The organism is Variovorax sp. MSC1_012 (genome assembly GCF_023667525.1).
Taxonomy (GTDB): domain Bacteria; phylum Pseudomonadota; class Gammaproteobacteria; order Burkholderiales; family Burkholderiaceae_C; genus Variovorax; species Variovorax beijingensis_B.
The window spans coordinates 766,599-784,904 of the sequence record NZ_CM174443.1; the positions used below are offsets into that span (position 1 = coordinate 766,599).

The window sequence follows — 18,306 nt, forward strand, 5'->3', positions numbered from 1 at the left end:
GTTCCCGAGGCAAAGCCAATGGCCACTGCTGCTCCCGCCTACGTCGCGCATCCGCCGCTCGAGGGCGCCGCCCGCGTCTGGGGCACGATCGCGCTGTCGGCCGCCACCTTCATGAACGTGCTCGACTCGTCGATCGCGAACGTGTCGCTGCCGGCCATCTCGGGCGACCTTGGCGTGAGCACCACGCAAGGCACCTGGGTCATCACCAGCTTCGCGGTGGCCAACGCCATCGCGGTGCCGCTCACGGGTTTCATGACGCAGCGCTTCGGACAGGTGCGCCTGTTCATGGCGAGCGTGATCCTGTTCATGGTCGCCTCGCTGCTGTGCGGCCTGGCGCCGAACATGACCACGCTGATCCTGTTCCGGGCGCTGCAGGGCTTCGTCGCGGGGCCGATGATTCCGCTGTCGCAGACGCTCTTGCTGTCGAGCTATCCGCGCGCCAAGGCGGGCCTCGCGATGGCGATGTGGTCGATGACCACGCTGGTTGCGCCGGTGATGGGGCCGCTCTTGGGCGGCTGGATCACCGACAACATCTCGTGGCCGTGGATCTTCTACATCAACATTCCTGTAGGCATCGTCGCGGCTGCGATCACTTGGGCGCTCTACCGCAAGCGCGAGAGCAGCACGCACAAGGTGCCGATCGACGCCATCGGCCTCGCACTGCTGGTGCTGTGGGTCGGCGCGATGCAGCTCATGCTCGACAAGGGCAAGGAGCTCGACTGGTTCCACTCGCCCGAGATCGTCACGATGGCCGTGATCGCGGTGGTCGGCTTCGCGTTCTTCCTGATCTGGGAGCTGACGGACAAGCACCCGGTGGTCGACCTGTCGCTCTTCAAGCGCCGCAACTTCTGGTCGGGCGCCGTGGCCACGGCCATCGCCTATGGCCTGTTCTTCGGCAACGTGGTGCTCTTGCCGCTGTGGCTGCAGCAGTGGATGGGCTACACCGCCACGCAGGCCGGCATGATCATGGCGCCGGTGGGGCTGCTGGCGATCTTCTTCTCGCCGCTGGTCGGGCTCACTGTGGCCAAGATCGATCCGAGGCGCTATGCCACGTTCTCATTCCTGGTGTTTGCGCTGGTGCTGTGGATGCGGTCGAACTTCAACACGCAGGCCGACTTCGTGACGATCATCATCCCGACGATCATCCAGGGCATCGCGATGGCGTTCTTCTTCATCCCGCTCGTGACCATCACGCTCTCGGGCCTCACGCCCGACCGCATCGCGGCCGCGTCGGGGCTGTCGAACTTCCTGCGCATCACCGCGGGCGCCATGGGCACGTCGATCACCACCACGCTGTGGGAGAACCGCGCGGCGCTGCACCACTCGCAGCTCGCGGAGTCGGTGAACCAGGGCAACAACGCAGCGGCCAGCGCGATGTCGGGGCTGGCGAGCAGCGGCTTGAGCACCGAACAGGTGATGGGCCAGATCAACCGCATCGTCGACCAGCAGTCGTTCATGCTGGCCACCAACGACATCTTCTATGCGTCGGCGATCCTGTTCCTGCTGCTGATTCCGCTGGTGTGGCTGGCCAGGCCGCAGCGCGGCGGTGCGGGCGGTGGCGACGCCGCGGCCGGCGCCCATTGAGGGCACGCGTTGCGCTTCAGGCGCCGAGTGCCCGCAGCACGTCGTGGCACGCGCCCATGGTGTGATAGTCGGTCTTGCCGGCCGGGCTTTTTTCGTCGCTGATCTTGCGGTTGTCGGGCGCGAGGATGCGGTACCACGCGCCATGGCGGTGGTCGACGAAATGCGCCCAGCTGTATGCCCAGATGCGGTCATACCAGCTCCAGTAGCCGGCATCGCCGGTGCGCACGGCCAGCAGGGCGGCGGCGGCAAAACTCTCGGCCTGCACCCAGAAGTACTTGTCGCCGTCGCACACCGCGCCGTCGGGGCCGAATCCGTAGGCGAGGCCGCCATGCGCCGCGTCCCAGCCGTGGAGCATCGCGGTATCGAAGAAGTGCCTGGCGCGCGGCACGGCCCAATCCGCTTCGCGGCCCGCGGCAACGAGCGCGCGCTCCAGCTGCAGCAGCAGCTTGGCCCATTCGGTGAGATGCCCGGTCTGGAAGCCCCAGGGCCGGAAGATGTTGCTCTTGTCGCCGCGGTTGTAGTCCCAGTCGACCGACCAGTCGTCGCGGTAGTGCTCCCAGACCAGCCCGCCGGCCAGCGCAGCCTGCCGGCCCGTGATCGACTCCGCGAGCGCGAGCGCGCGATCGAGGTAGCGCGCGTCCTGCGTGGCCTCGAAGGCTGCAAGCATCGCCTCGCAGGCGTGCATGTTGGCGTTCTGGCCGCGGTACGCACCCACATGCCAATCAGGGGTGGCCTCGTCGGCATAGAGCGCGTGCTGCGGTTCCCAGAAATGCCGCTCCATCAGCTGCCAGGTGGCTTCGAGCCCCGCGCGCGCTTCTTCGATGCCGGCCATGAGCGCATGCGCATGCGCGAGCAGCACGAAGGCCAGGCCGTAGCAATGCTGCGTGCCGTCCTGCACGGCGGCGCGGCCGTCGTGCCAGTCGATCTGCCACGCATAGCCGCCGCCCGGCTGCGCATGCGCGTGCAGCACGAAAGCCAGGCCGTGGCGCGCAGCGTCGAGGTGCTTCGGATCGCCGAAGCGCCGGTACGCCATCGCATGATTGAAGACGAAGCGCGTGCTGCTGACGAGGTGCCGCGTGCGCCGGTCGTACACCGTGCCGTCGTCCTTGAAGAAGTGGAAGAAGCCGCCTGATGAGTCACGGCTGACCGGCTCGTAGAAGGCCAGCGTGTGCAGGATGTGGCCGGTCAGGAATTCGGGCGAGCGGAAGTTCGGCATGGGCGTAAGGGTTCGAACCGATGAGTCATTGTCATTGTGACGACAGTCGTGCGCCGCCGGAGACAGTCGCGACGGCAGGTTGCACTGCAGCATAGGCATTTGCCCCAGTATGCAAGCGGGAGGCGGCCACGAACAATCGGTCCGCGCTCGACAGTGGCGCGATGAGATGGACCGCATGACCGACATATCTTTCCTGAACCCGGGCGACTTCGCGAGATGAGCGACGTCATCCTCGAAACACGCCAGCTCACCAAGGAGTTCAAGGGGTTCACTGCGGTCAGCAAGGTCGATCTCTCGGTGGTGCGCGGCTCGATCCATGCGCTGATCGGCCCGAACGGGGCCGGCAAGACCACCTGCTTCAACCTGCTCACCAAGTTTCTCGAACCCACCAGCGGCACGATCCTCTTCAACGGGCACGACATCACGGGCGAGCGGCCGGCGCAGATCGCGCGGCGCGGCATCATCCGCTCGTTCCAGATCTCGGCGGTGTTTCCGCACCTCACGCTGCTGGAGAACGTGCGCCTCGGGCTGCAGCGCGCGCTCGGCACCTCGTACCATTTCTGGAAGAGCGAGAAGACGCTCGAGCCGCTCAACACACGTGCCCGCGAACTGCTCGACGAGGTCGGCCTGGCGCACGAGGCCGACGAGCTCACGGTGAACCTGCCCTACGGTCACAAGCGCGCGCTCGAGATCGCCACCACGCTGGCCATGGACCCCGAACTGATGCTGCTCGACGAACCCACGCAGGGCATGGGCCACGAGGACGTGCACCGCGTGGCCGAACTCATCAAGCGCGTGTCGGCCGGCCGCACCATCCTGATGGTCGAGCACAACATGAGCGTGGTCTCGACCATTGCCGACACCATCACCGTGCTGCAGCGCGGCGCCGTGTTGGCTGAAGGCCCCTATGCCGAAGTCTCAAAAAATCCGCGGGTGATGGAGGCCTACATGGGCACCACCGACGGCCAGCTTCAAGGGGCGCACTGATATGAGCCCCCACGCTCCTCACTTCGTGTATGCGCTGCCCCCCGAGGGGGCGCGGGCCTCCTTTGGGGCGGCCCGGCAGGAGGCCCTATGACCGCTGCCCTGGAAATCAAGGATCTGCACGCCTGGTACGGCGAATCGCACGTGCTGCACGGCGTGAACATGGTGGTGCAGCCCGGCGAGGTCGTGACGCTGCTCGGGCGCAACGGCGCGGGGCGCACCAGCACGCTGCGCGCGATCATGGGCCTGACCGGCTCGCGCAAGGGCAGCATCGAAGTCAATGGCGTGCAGACCATCGGCATGGCCACGCACCGCATCGCGCACCTGGGCATTGGCTATTGCCCCGAGGAGCGCGGCATCTTCGCCAGCCTCTCGGCCGAGGAAAACCTGTTGCTGCCGCCGCCGCTCAAGAACGTCAAGGGTGCGGGGCCGGCCATGTCGGTGGCCGAGATCTACGAGATGTTCCCCAACCTGGCCGAGCGCCGCAACAGCCCGGGCACGCGGCTGTCGGGCGGCGAGCAGCAGATGCTGGCGGTGGCACGCATCCTGCGCACCGGCGCCAGGCTGCTGCTGCTCGACGAGATTTCCGAAGGTCTCGCGCCCGTCATCGTGCAGGCGCTCGCCCGGATGATCCACACGCTGCGCGGCAAGGGCTACACCATCGTGATGGTGGAGCAGAACTTCCGCTTTGCCGCACCGCTGGCCGACCGCTTCTACGTGATGGAGCACGGCCGCATGGTCGAGGCCTTCGGCGCCAAGGAGCTCGACGCCAAGATGCCCGTGCTCAGCGAGCTGCTGGGCGTGTAGCCGCGGCCACGTTTTTTTTCCGTTGATTCTCTCAACCATTCCAGGAGACACCATGCAAACCAAGCTCAAAATCATTGCTCTCATGCTCGGGGCCGCGGGTCTTGCGAGCCATGCCGTGCAGGCGCAGGAGAAGGTCGTCATCGGCTACATCAGCGACCTGTCGGGCCTGTACGCCGACCTGGAAGGCAAGGGCGGCGCAACGGCTATCCAGATGGCCATCGACGACATGGGCGGCAAGGTGCTCGGCCAGCCGGTCGAGGTGCTGAGCGTCGACCACCAGAACAAGCCCGATATCGCCGCCTCGAAGGCGCGCGAGTGGATCGACACGGCGGGTGCCACGATGATCTTCGCGGGCACCAATTCGGGCGTGGCGCTGGCCACCGCCAAGGTGGCGCAGGAAAAGAAGCGCGTGTTCTTCACCAACGGCGCGGCCACCTCGGCGCTCACCAACGCGCAGTGCAGCCCCTACACCGTGCACTACGCCTACGACACGGTTGCACTCGCCAAGAGCACCGGCGGCGCGGTGGTCGATACGGGCGGCAAGAGCTGGTTCTTCCTGACGGCTGACTATGCCTTCGGCCATGCGCTCGAGGCCGACACCGCCAAGGTGGTCAAGGCCAAGGGTGGCTCGGTGGTGGGCACGGTGCGGGCGCCGCTCAATGCGTCGGACTTCTCTTCCTTCCTGCTGCAGGCGCAGAACTCCAAGGCCCAGGTGCTGGGCCTGGCCAATGCCGGCGGCGACTTCATCAATTCGATGAAGGCATCGAAGGAATTCGGCATCGACAAGTCGATGAAGGTTGCGGGCCTTCTGGTGTTCCTCACCGACGTGAAGAGCCTGGGCCTGCCGGCCACGCAGGGCCTGCTGCACACCACCAGCTGGTACTGGGATGCCGACGACGAGTCGCGCAAGTGGGCCGCGCGCTACGAAGCCAAGACCAAGAACAAGCCGACCGACATCCAGGCCGCCGACTACTCGGCCACCATGGCCTACCTCAAGGCCGTGGAAGCGGTGAAGAGCACCGATGCCGACAAGGTCATGGCGCACCTCAAGAAGACGCCGATCAACGACTTCTACGCCAAGGGCGTGATCCGCCCCGACGGCCGCATGGTGCACGACATGCTGCTGGCCGAGGTCAAGAAGCCGTCCGAATCCAAGGGCCCGTGGGACCTGCTGAAGATCATCAAGAAGGTGCCGGGCGACCAGGTCTACACGACCAAGGAAGAAAGCACCTGCGCGCTGTGGAAGTAACTGTTGCCTGAGCGGGAGGCGGCCGTACGCGGTGGCCCCCCCGCAAAGCCGCTGCCTCCTTTCTGAACCTCGATTCCATTCACGATGAATATTTCTATGCCTGCCCTGTTGAGCCAGCTCCTGCTGGGGCTGGTCAACGGGTCGTTCTACGCGATCCTGAGCCTGGGGCTGGCGGTGATCTTCGGGTTGCTCAACGTCATCAACTTCGCGCATGGCGCGCTGTTCATGATGGGCGCGGTGCTGTCGTGGATGGCGATGAACTACTTCAACGTCAACTACTGGGTCATGCTGGCGGTGGCGCCGCTCATCGTCGGCCTGTTCGGCGTGCTGATCGAGCGGCTGCTGCTGCGCTGGATCTACAAGCTCGACCACCTCTACGGCCTCTTGCTCACGCTGGGCCTCACGCTGCTGATCGAAGGCGGCTTCCGTTCGGTGTACGGCGTGTCGGGCCTGGCCTACAGCACGCCCGAGGCACTGAGCGGCGGCACCAACCTGGGCTTCATGTTCCTGCCCAACTACCGCGCATGGGTGGTGGTGGCGTCGCTGGTGGTGTGCTTTGCCACCTGGTATGCAATCGAGAAGACGCGGCTGGGCGCCTACCTGCGCGCCGGCACCGAGAACCCGCGGCTGGTCGAGGCCTTCGGCGTCAACGTGCCGCTGATGGTGACGCTGACCTACGGCTTCGGCGTGGCGCTGGCGGCCTTTGCCGGTGTGCTCGCGGCGCCGGTGATCCAGATCTCGCCGCTGATGGGGCAGAACCTCATCATCATCGTGTTCGCGGTGGTCGTGATCGGCGGCATGGGCTCGATCATGGGCGCCATCCTCACGGGCCTGGGGCTCGGCGTGATCGAGGGCCTGACCAAGGTGTTCTACCCGGAGGCTTCGGCCACAGTAGTGTTCGTGATCATGGTCGTGGTGCTGCTGATCCGCCCCGCGGGCCTGTTCGGCAGCGAGAAGTGAAGTCCATGAAGAAAATATCGCTCGTCGTCTACGGGGTGCTGCTGCTGGCACTCGTCGCCGCACCCTTCATCGGCTTCTATCCGGTGTTCGTGATGAAGGTGCTGTGCTTTGCGCTCTTCGCCTGCGCCTTCAACCTGCTGCTGGGCTACACCGGCATGCTGTCCTTCGGCCATGCCGCGTTCCTCGGCGGCTCGGCCTACCTCACGGGACAGGCGCTCAAGGTCTGGCACTTCACGCCCGAGCTCGGCCTCGTCATGGGCACGCTGGCCGGCGCGCTGCTGGGACTGGTATTCGGCTGGCTGGCCATCCGCCGCCAGGGCATCTACTTCTCGATGATCACGCTGGCACTGGCGCAGATGATGTACTTCGTCGCGCTGCAGGCACCGTTCACGGGCGGCGAGGACGGACTGCAGAGCGTGCCGCGCGGCAAGCTCTTCGGCCTCATCGACCTGAGCGACGACCTCACGATGTACTACGTGGCGCTGGTGATCGTGGTGGCGGCCTTCCTGCTCATTGCGCGCACCGTGCATTCGCCGTTCGGACAGGTGCTCAAGGGCATCAAGGAGAACGAGCCGCGCGCCATCTCGCTCGGCTACGACGTCAACCGCTTCAAGCTGCTGGCCTTCGTGATCTCGGCCGCCCTGTCGGGCCTGGCCGGCTCGCTCAAGACGCTGGTGCTCGGCTTCGCCTCGCTGAGCGACGTGCACTGGACCGCATCGGGCCATGTGATCCTGATGACGCTGGTGGGCGGCCTCGGCACGCTGTCGGGCCCGCTGGTGGGCTCGGCGGTCGTGGTGCTGCTGGAGAACAAGGTGGGCGACTTCGGCACCTTCATGGCGCGCCTCACCGGTGTCGACTGGTTCAACACGCTGGGCGAGTCGGTCACCATGGTCACGGGCCTGATCTTCGTGATCTGCGTGCTGGCGTTCCGGCGCGGGATCATGGGCGAGATCATCGCCTTCGTCGACCGGCGCCGCGGCAGGAAGGCCTGAAACGAAAGAAGGCGGACCCTGTCCGCCTTCTTCGCTTCTGGCGCAAGCCCGCTCAGGGCAGTGCCGTGATGCGGTTGGCCGCGGGCGGCGCCAGCGGGCTGTTCGCCTTGATGTAGGCCTCGAGGGCGTCGACGTCCTGGTCGCCGCCGAGCGTGTCGGTGCCCTGGTTGAAGACCGTGAAGTTGTCGCCGCCGGTGGCCAGGAAGCTGTTCATCGTCACGCGGTAGCTCGCGCCGTCGCTCATCGCGGTCCCGTTGAGCGCCATGTTGCTGATGCGCGAGCCCGCGGGCGCCGAGAGGCTGTAGCTGTAGCTCAGGCTGCGCGAAGGCAGCAGCACCCTCGGTGAGGTGACCGTGTTGCTCTCGCTGTTGAACTGCTGCTCGAGCAAGGCCTTGATCTGCGCGCCGGTCATCGTCTTCACCACCAGGCTGTTGCCGAAAGGCTGTACGCTGAAGATCTGGCCATAGGTCACGCTGCCGTCGCCGGCCGGCACCAGGTCGGCGCGCACGCCGCCCGGGTTCATGAAGGCGATCTGGGCGCCGCCCTTGTCGCTGGCGCTGGTCGCGGCGAGCTGCGCATCGGCGATCAGGTTGCCGAGCACGCTTTCGCGCGACGCCGTCTGCGTGCGCATGGCCGGCCCGGAGAGCGTGCCCACCACCCGCTGCACCAGCGGCGCCGCGACGGACAGGTACTGGCTGACGAGCGCGGCCACTTCCTGGTTCTTGCCGAACACGGGGTACTGGTCGGTCAGTGCGACGGTGGTCGCGCCGCTGGTGTAGGCCTCGCCCTGGACGATCACGTTGTCGGCCGACTTGGCCGTGACCTTGCGGGTGCGCGTGTCGATCGTCAGGTTGATGTCGGTCAGCAGGGTGCCGTACTGGCCGGCGCTGGTCAGCAGGAAAGGCTTGGCCGGGTTGGTCTTGCCGTAGTCGCAGATGTAGGAGCGGTGCGTGTGGCCCGAGATCACCACGTCGACGGAGGCGTCGAGCTTGTTGAGGATCGGCAGGATGTCGCCGTTCAGGCCGGCGCAGCTCTTTTCGTTGTAGCCCACGGTGGTGGTGCCGCCTTCGTGGACCACCACCACGATGGCGTCGGCGCCCTGGGCCTTCAGCTGCGGGATCAGCGCGTTGGCCGTGTCGGCTTCATCCTTGAAGCTCAGGCCCGCGACACCGGCCGGCGTCACGATGCTGGGCGTGCCCTTGAGCGTCATGCCGATGAACGCCACCTTCACCGTGGCGCCGTCCTTGGTGAAGGTCTTGATGCCGGTGGCGGGGAACAGCGTGGTGCCGTCGCTCTTCACGGTGTTGGCCGCCAGGAACCCGAAGTTGGCGCCCGGGAAGGCCTTGTTCACGCGGCAGGGCTCCAGCGGCGTGTTCTTGGCGCAGCCGCCATTCTTCATGCGCAGGAGCTCGGTCTGGCCCTTGTCGAACTCGTGGTTGCCGACGGCGTTGAAGTCGATCTTCATCGCGTTCACGGCTTCGATGGTCGGTTCGTCGAGGAACAGCGCCGACACCAGCGGAGAGGCGCCGATCATGTCGCCGGCGGAGACCACGGCGTTGTTCTCGTTCTTCGCCTTGAGCGACGCGATGGCCGAAGCGAGATACGCGGCGCCGCCGGCGGGCACCGGGACCGTGCCGCCTTCCCTGGCCGGCGCGGCGATGGAAAGCCGGGGCGGCTCGAGGTTGCCGTGCAGGTCGTTGAAGGCGATGAGCTTCACGTCCATGCTGCCGGGCGCGGCGGGCGGGGGCGGTGCCGGGGGCGCGGGAGCAGGGGCGGGCGGGAGGAACGGAATGAAACCGTTCGAATTGCCGCTGCTTCCGCCGCAGGCGGACAAGGTGGCCAGGACCACTCCCGCCATGGCGAGATGTTTCAACAATGCGTGCATGAGCCTCTCCTCTTTGGATGGAATGCAGCGCATGCTGGACATGGCAGATGACGTCGCCATGACCACCCCCCGCAGAAAGAGTGATCAGGGCAGGGGAACCACGCGAATGGCCACGCCGGGGCCGAAGGCCCGCTGCAGCAATTCGCCGGCCTGGGCGCTTTGTGCATCGCCGGGCGACTGCACGGCCAGCCATCCCTCGGTGGCTCGCCGCTGCAGGTGCCAGCCCTCCTGCCCGATGCGGATCAGGCTGGCGAGCGAAGCGGCATCCGCGATGGGCAGTGCCGCGGGCACGATGTCGAGCCAGTCCACCACCTGGTCGGCTTCGCCGCCGAGCCGCGCGGCCGCGCCGTCCACCAGCGCGCGCTGCGTGGCCGCATCCCTGACAGCGCCCTGCAGGATGATGCCGTTGCCGTGCCAGCGGATTTCAAGCGCGGCGTTCGTTGCGGCTGGCGCCGGCCGCGCGGCTGTGAACACCCAGGCGGCGCCCGCGGCAGCCAGCAGAACCATCAGCAGTGCGATGACCCGGGATCTTCTGTTCATTCAAGCCTCGGCGCACGTCCATCGTGCAAACGTCGAATGCCGAGTTCAGTGGCCCGGCATGACGGCGTGATGACAGTCGCACAGGGCTGCGCGGCTCAGAGCCGCAGTGGTGCGGCGTAGCCGGTCATCTCCAGGTAGCCCCGGCCGACGCGGCGGCCTTGCGCATCGACGAGGTCGCTCAGGCCTTCCCAGTACACCCCGCCGGTGGAGCCGCGGCTGTCGAGCTCCTGATCGTCGAGCAGTGCGCGCACCTCGAAGCTGCCTGAGGGCGTCTGCACGCGCCATCGGGTCGGGTACTTCGCCTGCGTGCGCGGGCTGGTCCACGTAGTCGCACTTTCGAAGCGCACCTCGTCGTTGCCGAAAACGCGCAGCGCCCCATCGCGCGTGCGAAACGATCCGCCGGCCCACAGCGCACTGCCGTCGCGGCGCCGCAGGCGAAAGGCGGTGAGGGCGCTGCCGTCGTCCAGGTTCATGCCGATCCAGTCCCAGCCCACGGCCTCGGGATGCATCAGCGCCTCGCTCCATTCGTGGTCGAGCCAGGCGGTGCCGTCGACATCGAAGGCCTGGCCCTTGAGCGTGAGCCTGCCCTGCGTGCGCAGCTGCGGCTCGCTGTAGTAGTAGCTTGCCTGCGCTTCCTCCGGTCCCTTGCGCGAGAGCCCGGCCTTGCCTTGCAGCAGCACCGGCTGCGTCGGCGTGAAGCGCAGGTCGAGCGAGAACTCGCCGGCCGGGATGCGCGCCGAATAGCTGCCGTCTTCCCTGCGCACCAGCGACCAGTCGCGCAGGCGCAGGTCGGTATCGGCTTCGCTGGCCGATGCAACGCCGAAGCCCGCGCGCGCAATGCGCTGGTCGTGCAGCAGCACGCGGCCTTCGAGATCGGTGACGGCCGCATGCGCGAACACGAGGTGCCTGGCCGCAAAGGCCGAGCGCAGGCCCTGCGCCGCGTCGACGCGCGAACGGAAGAAAGTCACCTGGAAGCCGAACTCGCGTCCCGCCGGAGTCTTCGCATGGCCCGTGATGTACCACCACTCGGTCTGCAGATCGGGGTGGCTGCCGTAGTCGCGCGGGAACTGCAGCGTGCGCGCGGGCAGCGCCCAGCTGACGGGCACGGCGGCCAATGCCGCAAGCAGCAGGCTGCGGCGCGAGAGCTCGTGAAAGAAGGCAGGCGGCGGCATCACCCCGCAACCAGTGCGTCGATGCGCTGCTGCGCCGGCCCGATGTCGCCGAACGCGTTCTGCACCCAGTCCGCATCGTGATAGCTCGGCAGGTAGCGCTCGCCCGCATCGCACAGCAGCGAAAGAATGGAGCCTTGCCGGCCGGCCGCGTGCATCTCATGGGCAACGGCCAGCATGCCGACGAAGTTGGTGCCGGTCGACGGGCCCACCTTGCGGCCGAGCAGCGCCGAGAGCGCGTGCATGGCCGCCACCGAATCGAGGTTGGGCACCTCGATCATCCGGTCGACCAGCGTGCGGATGAAGCTCGGCTCCACGCGCGGCCGGCCGATGCCTTCGATGCGGGAGCCTGCCGCCGTCAGCGTGGCGTCGCCGGTGCGGTGGTAGGCCGAGAACACCGAGCCTTCAGGGTCGGGCACGCACAGCTGCGTGTCATGGCAGCGATAGCGCACATAGCGCCCGATGGTGGCGCTGGTGCCGCCGGTGCCCGCGCCCACCACGATCCACGCCGGCACCGGATGCCGCTCGTGCGCCATCTGCTGGAACATGCTTTCGGCGATGTTGTTGTTGCCGCGCCAGTCGGTGGCGCGCTCGGCATAGGTGAACTGGTCCATGTAGTGGCCGCCGGTCTGCTCGGCGAGCGCGTGCGCTTCCTCATAGACCTGTGCCGCATGGTCGACGAAGTGGCAGCGCGCGCCGTAGAAGGCGATCTGCGCCACCTTCTCGGGCGAGGTGCTGCGCGGCATCACGGCGATGAAGGGCAGCCCCAGCAGCCGCGCGAAATAGGCTTCGCTGACCGCCGTCGAACCGCTCGAGGCCTCGACGATGGTGGTGCCCTCGCGCACCCATCCGTTGCACAGCGCATAGAGGAAGAGCGAGCGCGCGAGCCGGTGCTTGAGGCTGCCGGTGGGATGGGTCGATTCGTCCTTCAGGTACAGGTCGATGCCGGCCGCGGCGAGCGCGGGCAGCGGCAGCGGGATCAGGTGCGTGTCGGCGCTGCGCTGGTAGTCGGCCTCGATGCGGCGGATCGCGCCGCCGAGCCAGCCGCCGCAGGAGGAAGAGGAGGGTGTTTGCTGCATGTAGGAGGAAGTCTACAAGTCATCCCTCGCAGCACCCAGCGAACGCGCAAATCGGGATACTGTGCGCTGCCAAATTCCACCCGGCAGGAGACAAGACGCATGAGAACAAGACACCTGCGCCCCACGTCGCGGCGCTCGTTAGGTCAAAGGCATTCCATTGGCGCCACGGCGCTCGCGGCCCTTGTGCTTGCGGGCTGCGCATCGGGGCCTCCGGGTGTGCAGACGCCACCGCGCGCGCCGTCGTCCTTCACGGTGCCCGGCCTGGAGAAGCCGGCCGAGGTGCTGGTCGACCGCTGGGGCGTGCCGCATCTCTACGCCGGCACGCTCTACGACGCCTTCGTTGCGCAGGGCTTCATTGCCGCGCGCGACCGGCTCTGGCAGATGGATCTCTGGCGCAAGCGCGGCCTGGGCGAAATGGCCAAGGACTTCGGCCCCGCCTGGGTCGAGAGCGACCGCGCCGCGCGCGCCGTGCTCTACCGCGGCGACATGTACCGCGAATGGCTGGCCTACGGCTCCGATGCCAAGCGCGTGGCCGAGGCCTTCACGGTCGGCGTCAACGCCTATGTGGCGCAGGTGCGCGCGCAGCCGGCGCTGCTGCCGAAGGAATTCGCGCTGCTGGGCTACGAGCCATCGTCCTGGTCGGCCGAGGACGTGGTGCGCATTCGCCACCACGGCCTCACGCTCAACTTCAGTTCCGAGATCGACCGCGCGCGCGCCTTCTGCGCCGGCGGCCAGGGCATCAAGGCCGACTGGCTGCGCCGCGAGCTCGATCCGCCGGTCACGCCCAAGGTGCCTGTGGGGCTCGATCCCTGCACCATCCCGTCGGCCGAGTTGCGCGCGGCCTACCTGCGCGCCACGGAGCCGCCGCGCTTCACCAAGGACAACACGCGGCTGGCCGGCGCGGCGGCTGCGTCCGCGCTCGTGCCGCCCGGCAGCGCCGAAGAGGAGCAAGAGCGGCAGCAGGCGCTGCAAGGCGACCCGACGGCCGCCTATGGCAGCAACAACTGGGTCATCGCGCCGAGGCTCACGGCCACCGGGCGCCCGATCCTCGCCAACGATCCGCACCGCGCCCACGGCGCCCCGAGCCTGCGCTACATGGCGCATCTCAGCGCGCCCGGCATGGACGCCATCGGCGCCGGCGAGCCCTTCCTGCCGGGCCTTTCGATCGGCCACAACGGCACCATCGCCTTCGGCCTCACGCGCTTCTACATGGACCAGGAAGACCTGTACGTCTACCAGCTCAATCCCAGGAACCCCAACGAATACCGCTACCAGGGCCGATGGGAGCCGATGACCCGCGTCACCGAGCGCATTGCCGTGCGCGGCGAGAGCGCGCCGCGCGAGGTGGTGAACACCTTCACGCGCCACGGCCCGGTGCTGCTGTCCGAGCCCGGCAAGCGGCGCGCCTTCGCGCTGCGCGCCGCGTGGCTCGAGTCCGGCATGGCGCCGTACTTCGGTTCGATGGACTACATGCGCGCGCAGAACTGGGACCAGTTCCGCGCCGCCATGAACCGCTGGGGCGCGCCCGGCGAGAACCAGGTCTATGCCGACCGCAATGGCAACGTCGGCTGGATTCCGGGCGGCCTCACGCCGATCCGCCCCAACTGGGACGGCCTGATGCCGGTGCCGGGCGATGGCCGCTACGAGTGGTCGGGCTTTCGCAATGGCGACGAACTGCCCTCGGAGTTCAATCCCGCGCGCGGCTATGTTGTGACCGCGAACGAGAACAACATTCCGCCCGATCATCCGGCGGCGAAGAAAGGCATCGGCTACGAATGGAGCGACAGTGCGCGTTCGCGCCGGCTCAAGGAGCTGTTCGAGAAAAAGGCGGCCTCGGGTTCGCGCTTCACGCTCGAGGACTCGGAGCGCATGCAGAACGACATCGTTGCCACGCCGGCCCAGCGGCTGCTCAAGCTCCTGACCGGCCTGCGCAGCGACGATGCGCGCACGGCCGCCGGGCTGCGGCTGCTGCAAGGCTGGGACGGCACCATGGACCGCGACAGCGCCGCCGCTGCGCTGTACGAGGTGTGGAGCGCCAGGACGCTGCGCGCGGCGGTGCTCAAGGCCGGTGCCGGCGAAGCCGCGGCCTCGCTGGCTGCGCCGGGGGACAACACGCGCATGGTGCTGCTGCTGGAGAACCCCTTCGGCTGGATCAGCGATGCGCAGCGCGATGCGTTGCTTCTGGAGACCCTGCCGCCCGCGATGCAGGAGCTCACGGCCAAGCTCGGGCCGGACATGGCGGCATGGAAGTGGGGCGCGCTGCACCGCGCGGAATTCCGCCATCCGCTCGGCGGCGTGGTCGATGCGGCCACGCGCAAGAAGCTGGAAGTCGGCGACTGGCCGATGTCGGGTTCGGCGTTCACTCCCATGGCTGCGAGCTACCGCGCCAGCGACTACAGGCTCACGTCGGGGGCTTCGTTCCGGATGGTGCTGGACGTGGGGAATTGGGATGCTTCGCGGGCGATCAATACGCCGGGGCAGTCGGGGGATCCCGACAGTCCGCACTATCGGGATCTGGCGCCGCTTTGGCTTGAGGGGAAGTATGTGCCGCTGGTGTACAGCCGGTCTGCGGTGGAGAGGGAGACTGTGGAGCGGATTCGGTTGGTGCCTTCTTTGCCGTGAGTTTTTTGGGGTTCCGGGGCCGGGATTCCGCCCGGCGGCGGCCTCACTTTCTTTTGCTTCGCCAAAAGAAAGTAAGCAAAGAAAAGGCGACCCCACTGTCTGCGACCCCTTCGCTTCGCTACGGGGCAACCTGCGGTGCTCACGTTTCGCGGGGTCTCGCCCAAACTCGCTTCGCTCAAACAAGGGCGAGCCCTGATCCGCGAAACGCTGCGCTCCTCGGCGCAGCCAGAGGGGAAGGCAAACCGAACGGGCCTTTGCTTCGCTCGGCCACCAAGCCACCGCGGCGCGCAGCGCCGCGGTGGTTGGTATTGGCTGTTGGGATTGGTATCGGGCCGAGCGAAGCGATGGCCCGTCGGCTCCCACCCCTTCTGTATGCGCCGAGGAGCGCAGCGTTTCGCGGACAAGGGCTCGCAGCTGTTTGAGCGAAGCGAGTTCTGCGAGACCCCGCGAAACGTGAGCACCGCAGGTTGCCCGCAGCGAAGCGGAGGGACGCAGACAGTAGGGGTCGCCTTTCTTTGCTTACTTTCTTTGGCGAAGCAAAGAAAGTGAGTCGCCCGCCGGGGCGAGTCCCGGCCCCCGAACTCAAAAAAACTACCAATCCTCCTTCACAGCAAGCACGACATCCCTCCCCGCAGCAGCCCGCCCCGCCAGCCACGCAGTCGCCGTCCCCGCAGCAACCACGGCAGCGCAGAGCATCAGCAGCCGCCCCCAGGGCACCAGCAAATCCATCGTCCAGTGAAAGCTCTGCGGATTGACCACCTTCACCAGCACCACCGACACCGCGAGCCCGAGCAGGAGCCCCGCCACGGCGCCGATCGCGGTCCATGCGGCGCCTTCGCCCGCCACCACGGCCAGCACCTGCCCCCGCGTGAAGCCCAGGTGCGCGAGCAGCCCGAACTCCTTGCGCCGCGCCAGCACCTGCGCGCTGAAGCTCGCCGCAATGCCGAACAGGCCGATGGCAATGGCCACGGCCTGCAGCCAGTAGGTCACTGCAAAGCTGCGGTCGAAGATGCGCAGCGAGGTGGCGCGGATCTGTCCGACCGACGAGATCTCGACGTTCGTAGTCGAATCGGAGCCGCCGCCGCGTGCCGCCAGATCGCGCACCGCGGCCTGCACCGCGCCCTCGGACGTGCCGGGCGCAAGCCACAGCGACACATCGCTCACGTTGCGTTCGCCCGTCAGGCGCTCGAAGTCGCGCGCGTCCATGGTGATGGCGCCGAACTGCCGCGCATAGTCGCGCCACACGCCCGCGACGAAGAACGCAGCCGGGGCAGAGCCCGTGGTGGCCAATGCCGGCGAAAGCGGCGCAAACAGCGAACCCGGCTTCGCGCCGTACAGCTCGACCATCGGCTCGCTCACGTAGATGCCGACCTGGCCAGCAGGCACCGGCAGCGCGGGGCCTACGAGCGGCAGCGCCTGCGACGCGCCGCCCTCGAGGCTTCGCGCGATCAGCGTGACCGCGGGCCGCGCAGGGTCGAGCTGCAGCGAGCGGGTACGCAGCGTACCGATGCGCGCAACGCCAGGCAGCCGTGCCAGCGCCTGCACGAAGGCCGGCGCAAAGGTGGCCGTGTCGCTGCCGCTCTGTGTGCCCGAATTGCCGGAACGGCCGCTGGACGTGGCGCGAACATAGAGGTCGGCCGGCAGCACCACGTCGAGCCAACGGGTGACTGAATCGCGAAAGCTCGCCACCATCACCGTGAGCGCCACGGCGAGGCTCAGGCTCGCGACCACGCCGCTCACCGCCACGGCCGCGGTGCCGCGCATGCGCCGTGCGCGCTCGATGGCCAGCATCGGCAGCACGCGCTGGGCGAACGCAGGCGCGACGCGGTCGTAAAGCAGCGCAATCAGCCAGGGCAATGCGGTGATGCCGCCCACCAGCAGGCAGCCCACCGAAAGATACGCCGCAACCGGAATGCCGCCGACGGCCGGCATGTTGGCCAGCGCCGCGCTGGCGGCAATGAGGCCGAGCGCGAGCCAGTGGCTGTGGCCCTGCACCGGCGCGGCGCCCAGGCCCTTGAGCGTCTGCGCTTCAGGCAGCGCCTGCGCCGCGCGTGCGGGCCACCAGCCACCCACCAGCGCCGCGAGCACGCCGAGCCCGCCGTACAGCAGCGCCGAGGCGCTGCTCCAGTGCAGCGTGGGCGCCACGCCCTCGAAGTAGCCGCCACCCAGGTCGCCGCCGAGCACCCGCAATGCGAAGGCCGCGAGTGCCGTGCCCAGCGCGAGGCCGGCGCCGCTTCCGATCAGGCCCAGCACCAGCGACTCGATCAGCACCAGGCGCAATCGCCCGCGCGGCGTCAGGCCCAGCACGCCGAGCAGCGCGAACTGCTGCGCCCGCTTGGCAACGCTGAGCGCCAGCACCGAGAACACCAGGAAGGCCCCGGTGAAAAGCGCCACCAGCGCGAGCACCGTCAGGTTGACGCGGTAGGCGCGCGAGAGATTGCTCACGCGTTCGGCCGCATCGCCCGGCTCGGCAAACTGCAGGCCGGCGGGCCAGGCCGGCGAGCGCTGCAGCGATGCGGTGAAGGCCGCCCGGTCGGTGCCGGGAGCGAGCCTCAGGTCGACGCGGCTGAGCTGGCCGAGCTTGTCGAACAGGTCCTGCGCGGCCGCGATGTCCAGCACCGCCAGCGCCGCGCCGCCGGCGGCGATGTGGCCTGCGACCTCGAGCCGCTGCCAGGCGCCGCCGCCAGTGCGCAGCTGCACCGTCTCCACGCGGGCTTCCGTCGCTTCGGCCGGAAGCCCGAGCGCGTTGCGCGCGGCGGCGTTGAGAAACACATGGCCCGGCGCGAGCATCGCAAAGCGCGCGGCGTTCCTGCCGGGCTGCGGCATCAGCGCCGGCGCAATGGTGGGCAGCGCCAGCGCATCGATGCCGATCACGCGCATCGGCAACTGGCGTTCGCCGGCCAGCGCGAGCCCCTGGAACTCGAGCACCGGGCTCGCCAGCGCCACCTGCGGATGCTGCACGAGCCGCGCGAACACTGCTTCGTCGAAGCTGCCCTGCACGGCGCGCACTTCGAGATCGGGCTGGCCGTTGACCGAGCGCACGGCGCTTGAGAATTCGTCGAGCGCCGAGGCATTGATCAGCTGCACCGAGAACGCCAGCGCCACGCCCAACATCACGGCCAGCACGGCCGCGGCGTTGCGCCAGGGATGGTGGCGCAGTTCCTGCCATGAGAAGGTGGAGAGCAAGGCACGCATGACGCGATTGTGGCCGCCGCGCGC

The 18,306-nt window shown here is 67.9% G+C and carries 13 protein-coding genes; 7 read left to right on the plus strand and 6 right to left on the minus strand.

The window, feature by feature from the left end; genetic code table 11:
- The first annotated feature begins 18 nt into the window (after positions 1 to 18).
- On the plus strand, positions 19 to 1,584 hold the full coding sequence (locus L1081_RS03550; RefSeq protein ID WP_489415213.1) for a DHA2 family efflux MFS transporter permease subunit: 1,566 nt from the start codon (positions 19 to 21) through the stop codon (positions 1,582 to 1,584).
- 16 nt (positions 1,585 to 1,600) lie between these two features.
- Here the strand turns inward: L1081_RS03550 and L1081_RS03555 are convergent, their stop codons facing one another.
- Positions 1,601 to 2,800, minus strand: coding sequence for an AGE family epimerase/isomerase (locus L1081_RS03555; RefSeq protein ID WP_489415214.1), 1,200 nt, complete (start codon positions 2,798 to 2,800; stop codon positions 1,601 to 1,603).
- A 216-nt stretch (positions 2,801 to 3,016) separates the two neighbouring features.
- Here L1081_RS03555 and L1081_RS03560 point away from each other — a divergent pair, with 216 nt between their 5' ends.
- From L1081_RS03560 to L1081_RS03580, 5 genes are all read left to right on the plus strand, one after another.
- A complete protein-coding gene (locus L1081_RS03560; protein WP_489415215.1) occupies positions 3,017 to 3,787 on the plus strand; it encodes an ATP-binding cassette domain-containing protein in 771 nt (256 codons plus the stop codon).
- 87 nt (positions 3,788 to 3,874) lie between these two features.
- The gene (locus L1081_RS03565) at positions 3,875 to 4,591 is read left to right on the plus strand and encodes an ATP-binding cassette domain-containing protein (protein WP_489415216.1); all 717 of its coding nucleotides are present in this window, start codon (positions 3,875 to 3,877) and stop codon (positions 4,589 to 4,591) included.
- Positions 4,592 to 4,643: 52 nt separating this feature from the next.
- Entirely contained in the window at positions 4,644 to 5,840 is a 1,197-nt protein-coding gene (locus L1081_RS03570) for an ABC transporter substrate-binding protein (protein WP_489415217.1), read from the plus strand.
- A gap of 84 nt (positions 5,841 to 5,924) precedes the next feature.
- Complete coding sequence (locus tag L1081_RS03575; RefSeq protein WP_354375753.1) at positions 5,925 to 6,800, plus strand: branched-chain amino acid ABC transporter permease; 876 nt, start codon at positions 5,925 to 5,927, stop codon at positions 6,798 to 6,800.
- A gap of 5 nt (positions 6,801 to 6,805) precedes the next feature.
- Positions 6,806 to 7,792, plus strand: a complete 987-nt coding sequence (locus tag L1081_RS03580) for an ABC transporter permease subunit (RefSeq protein WP_489415218.1) — start codon at positions 6,806 to 6,808, stop codon at positions 7,790 to 7,792.
- A 52-nt stretch (positions 7,793 to 7,844) separates the two neighbouring features.
- On the opposite strand, the gene L1081_RS03585 is transcribed toward L1081_RS03580, so the two are convergent.
- The 4 genes from L1081_RS03585 to L1081_RS03600 form a co-directional block, all read right to left on the minus strand.
- On the minus strand, positions 7,845 to 9,677 hold the full coding sequence (locus L1081_RS03585) for a 5'-nucleotidase C-terminal domain-containing protein (protein WP_489415219.1): 1,833 nt from the start codon (positions 9,675 to 9,677) through the stop codon (positions 7,845 to 7,847).
- Positions 9,678 to 9,761: 84 nt separating this feature from the next.
- Positions 9,762 to 10,217, minus strand: coding sequence for a hypothetical protein (locus L1081_RS03590; protein ID WP_489415220.1), 456 nt, complete (start codon positions 10,215 to 10,217; stop codon positions 9,762 to 9,764).
- Between the two features lie 95 nt (positions 10,218 to 10,312).
- Positions 10,313 to 11,389: a lipocalin-like domain-containing protein gene (locus L1081_RS03595; RefSeq protein ID WP_489415221.1), complete on the minus strand. Its 1,077-nt coding sequence runs from the start codon at positions 11,387 to 11,389 to the stop codon at positions 10,313 to 10,315.
- Positions 11,389 to 12,465 carry a pyridoxal-phosphate dependent enzyme gene (locus tag L1081_RS03600; protein ID WP_489415222.1) on the minus strand — a complete coding sequence of 359 codons (1,077 nt, stop codon included), beginning with the start codon at positions 12,463 to 12,465 and terminating at the stop codon, positions 11,389 to 11,391. Before L1081_RS03600 ends, L1081_RS03595 begins: the two co-directional genes overlap by 1 nt.
- 99 nt (positions 12,466 to 12,564) lie before the next feature.
- On the opposite strand from L1081_RS03600, the gene L1081_RS03605 reads away from it, so the two are divergent.
- The gene (locus tag L1081_RS03605; protein ID WP_489415223.1) at positions 12,565 to 15,087 is read left to right on the plus strand and encodes a penicillin acylase family protein; all 2,523 of its coding nucleotides are present in this window, start codon (positions 12,565 to 12,567) and stop codon (positions 15,085 to 15,087) included.
- Positions 15,088 to 15,678: 591 nt separating this feature from the next.
- Here the strand turns inward: L1081_RS03605 and L1081_RS03610 are convergent.
- The gene (locus tag L1081_RS03610; protein WP_489415224.1) at positions 15,679 to 18,282 is read right to left on the minus strand and encodes an FtsX-like permease family protein; all 2,604 of its coding nucleotides are present in this window, start codon (positions 18,280 to 18,282) and stop codon (positions 15,679 to 15,681) included.
- Positions 18,283 to 18,306 lie beyond the last annotated feature (24 nt).

What these genes read in the sequence shown, in the direction of transcription:
- L1081_RS03550 (WP_489415213.1), top strand. Translation starts at nt 19, where the DNA reads ATGGCCACTGCTGCTCCCGCCTACGTCGCGCATCCGCCGCTCGAGGGC.
- L1081_RS03555 (WP_489415214.1), bottom strand. Translation starts at nt 2,800, where the DNA reads ATGCCGAACTTCCGCTCGCCCGAATTCCTGACCGGCCACATCCTGCAC.
- L1081_RS03560 (WP_489415215.1), top strand. Translation starts at nt 3,017, where the DNA reads ATGAGCGACGTCATCCTCGAAACACGCCAGCTCACCAAGGAGTTCAAG.
- L1081_RS03565 (WP_489415216.1), top strand. Translation starts at nt 3,875, where the DNA reads ATGACCGCTGCCCTGGAAATCAAGGATCTGCACGCCTGGTACGGCGAA.
- L1081_RS03570 (WP_489415217.1), top strand. Translation starts at nt 4,644, where the DNA reads ATGCAAACCAAGCTCAAAATCATTGCTCTCATGCTCGGGGCCGCGGGT.
- L1081_RS03575 (WP_354375753.1), top strand. Translation starts at nt 5,925, where the DNA reads ATGAATATTTCTATGCCTGCCCTGTTGAGCCAGCTCCTGCTGGGGCTG.
- L1081_RS03580 (WP_489415218.1), top strand. Translation starts at nt 6,806, where the DNA reads ATGAAGAAAATATCGCTCGTCGTCTACGGGGTGCTGCTGCTGGCACTC.
- L1081_RS03585 (WP_489415219.1), bottom strand. Translation starts at nt 9,677, where the DNA reads ATGCACGCATTGTTGAAACATCTCGCCATGGCGGGAGTGGTCCTGGCC.
- L1081_RS03590 (WP_489415220.1), bottom strand. Translation starts at nt 10,217, where the DNA reads ATGAACAGAAGATCCCGGGTCATCGCACTGCTGATGGTTCTGCTGGCT.
- L1081_RS03595 (WP_489415221.1), bottom strand. Translation starts at nt 11,389, where the DNA reads ATGCCGCCGCCTGCCTTCTTTCACGAGCTCTCGCGCCGCAGCCTGCTG.
- L1081_RS03600 (WP_489415222.1), bottom strand. Translation starts at nt 12,465, where the DNA reads ATGCAGCAAACACCCTCCTCTTCCTCCTGCGGCGGCTGGCTCGGCGGC.
- L1081_RS03605 (WP_489415223.1), top strand. Translation starts at nt 12,565, where the DNA reads ATGAGAACAAGACACCTGCGCCCCACGTCGCGGCGCTCGTTAGGTCAA.
- L1081_RS03610 (WP_489415224.1), bottom strand. Translation starts at nt 18,282, where the DNA reads ATGCGTGCCTTGCTCTCCACCTTCTCATGGCAGGAACTGCGCCACCAT.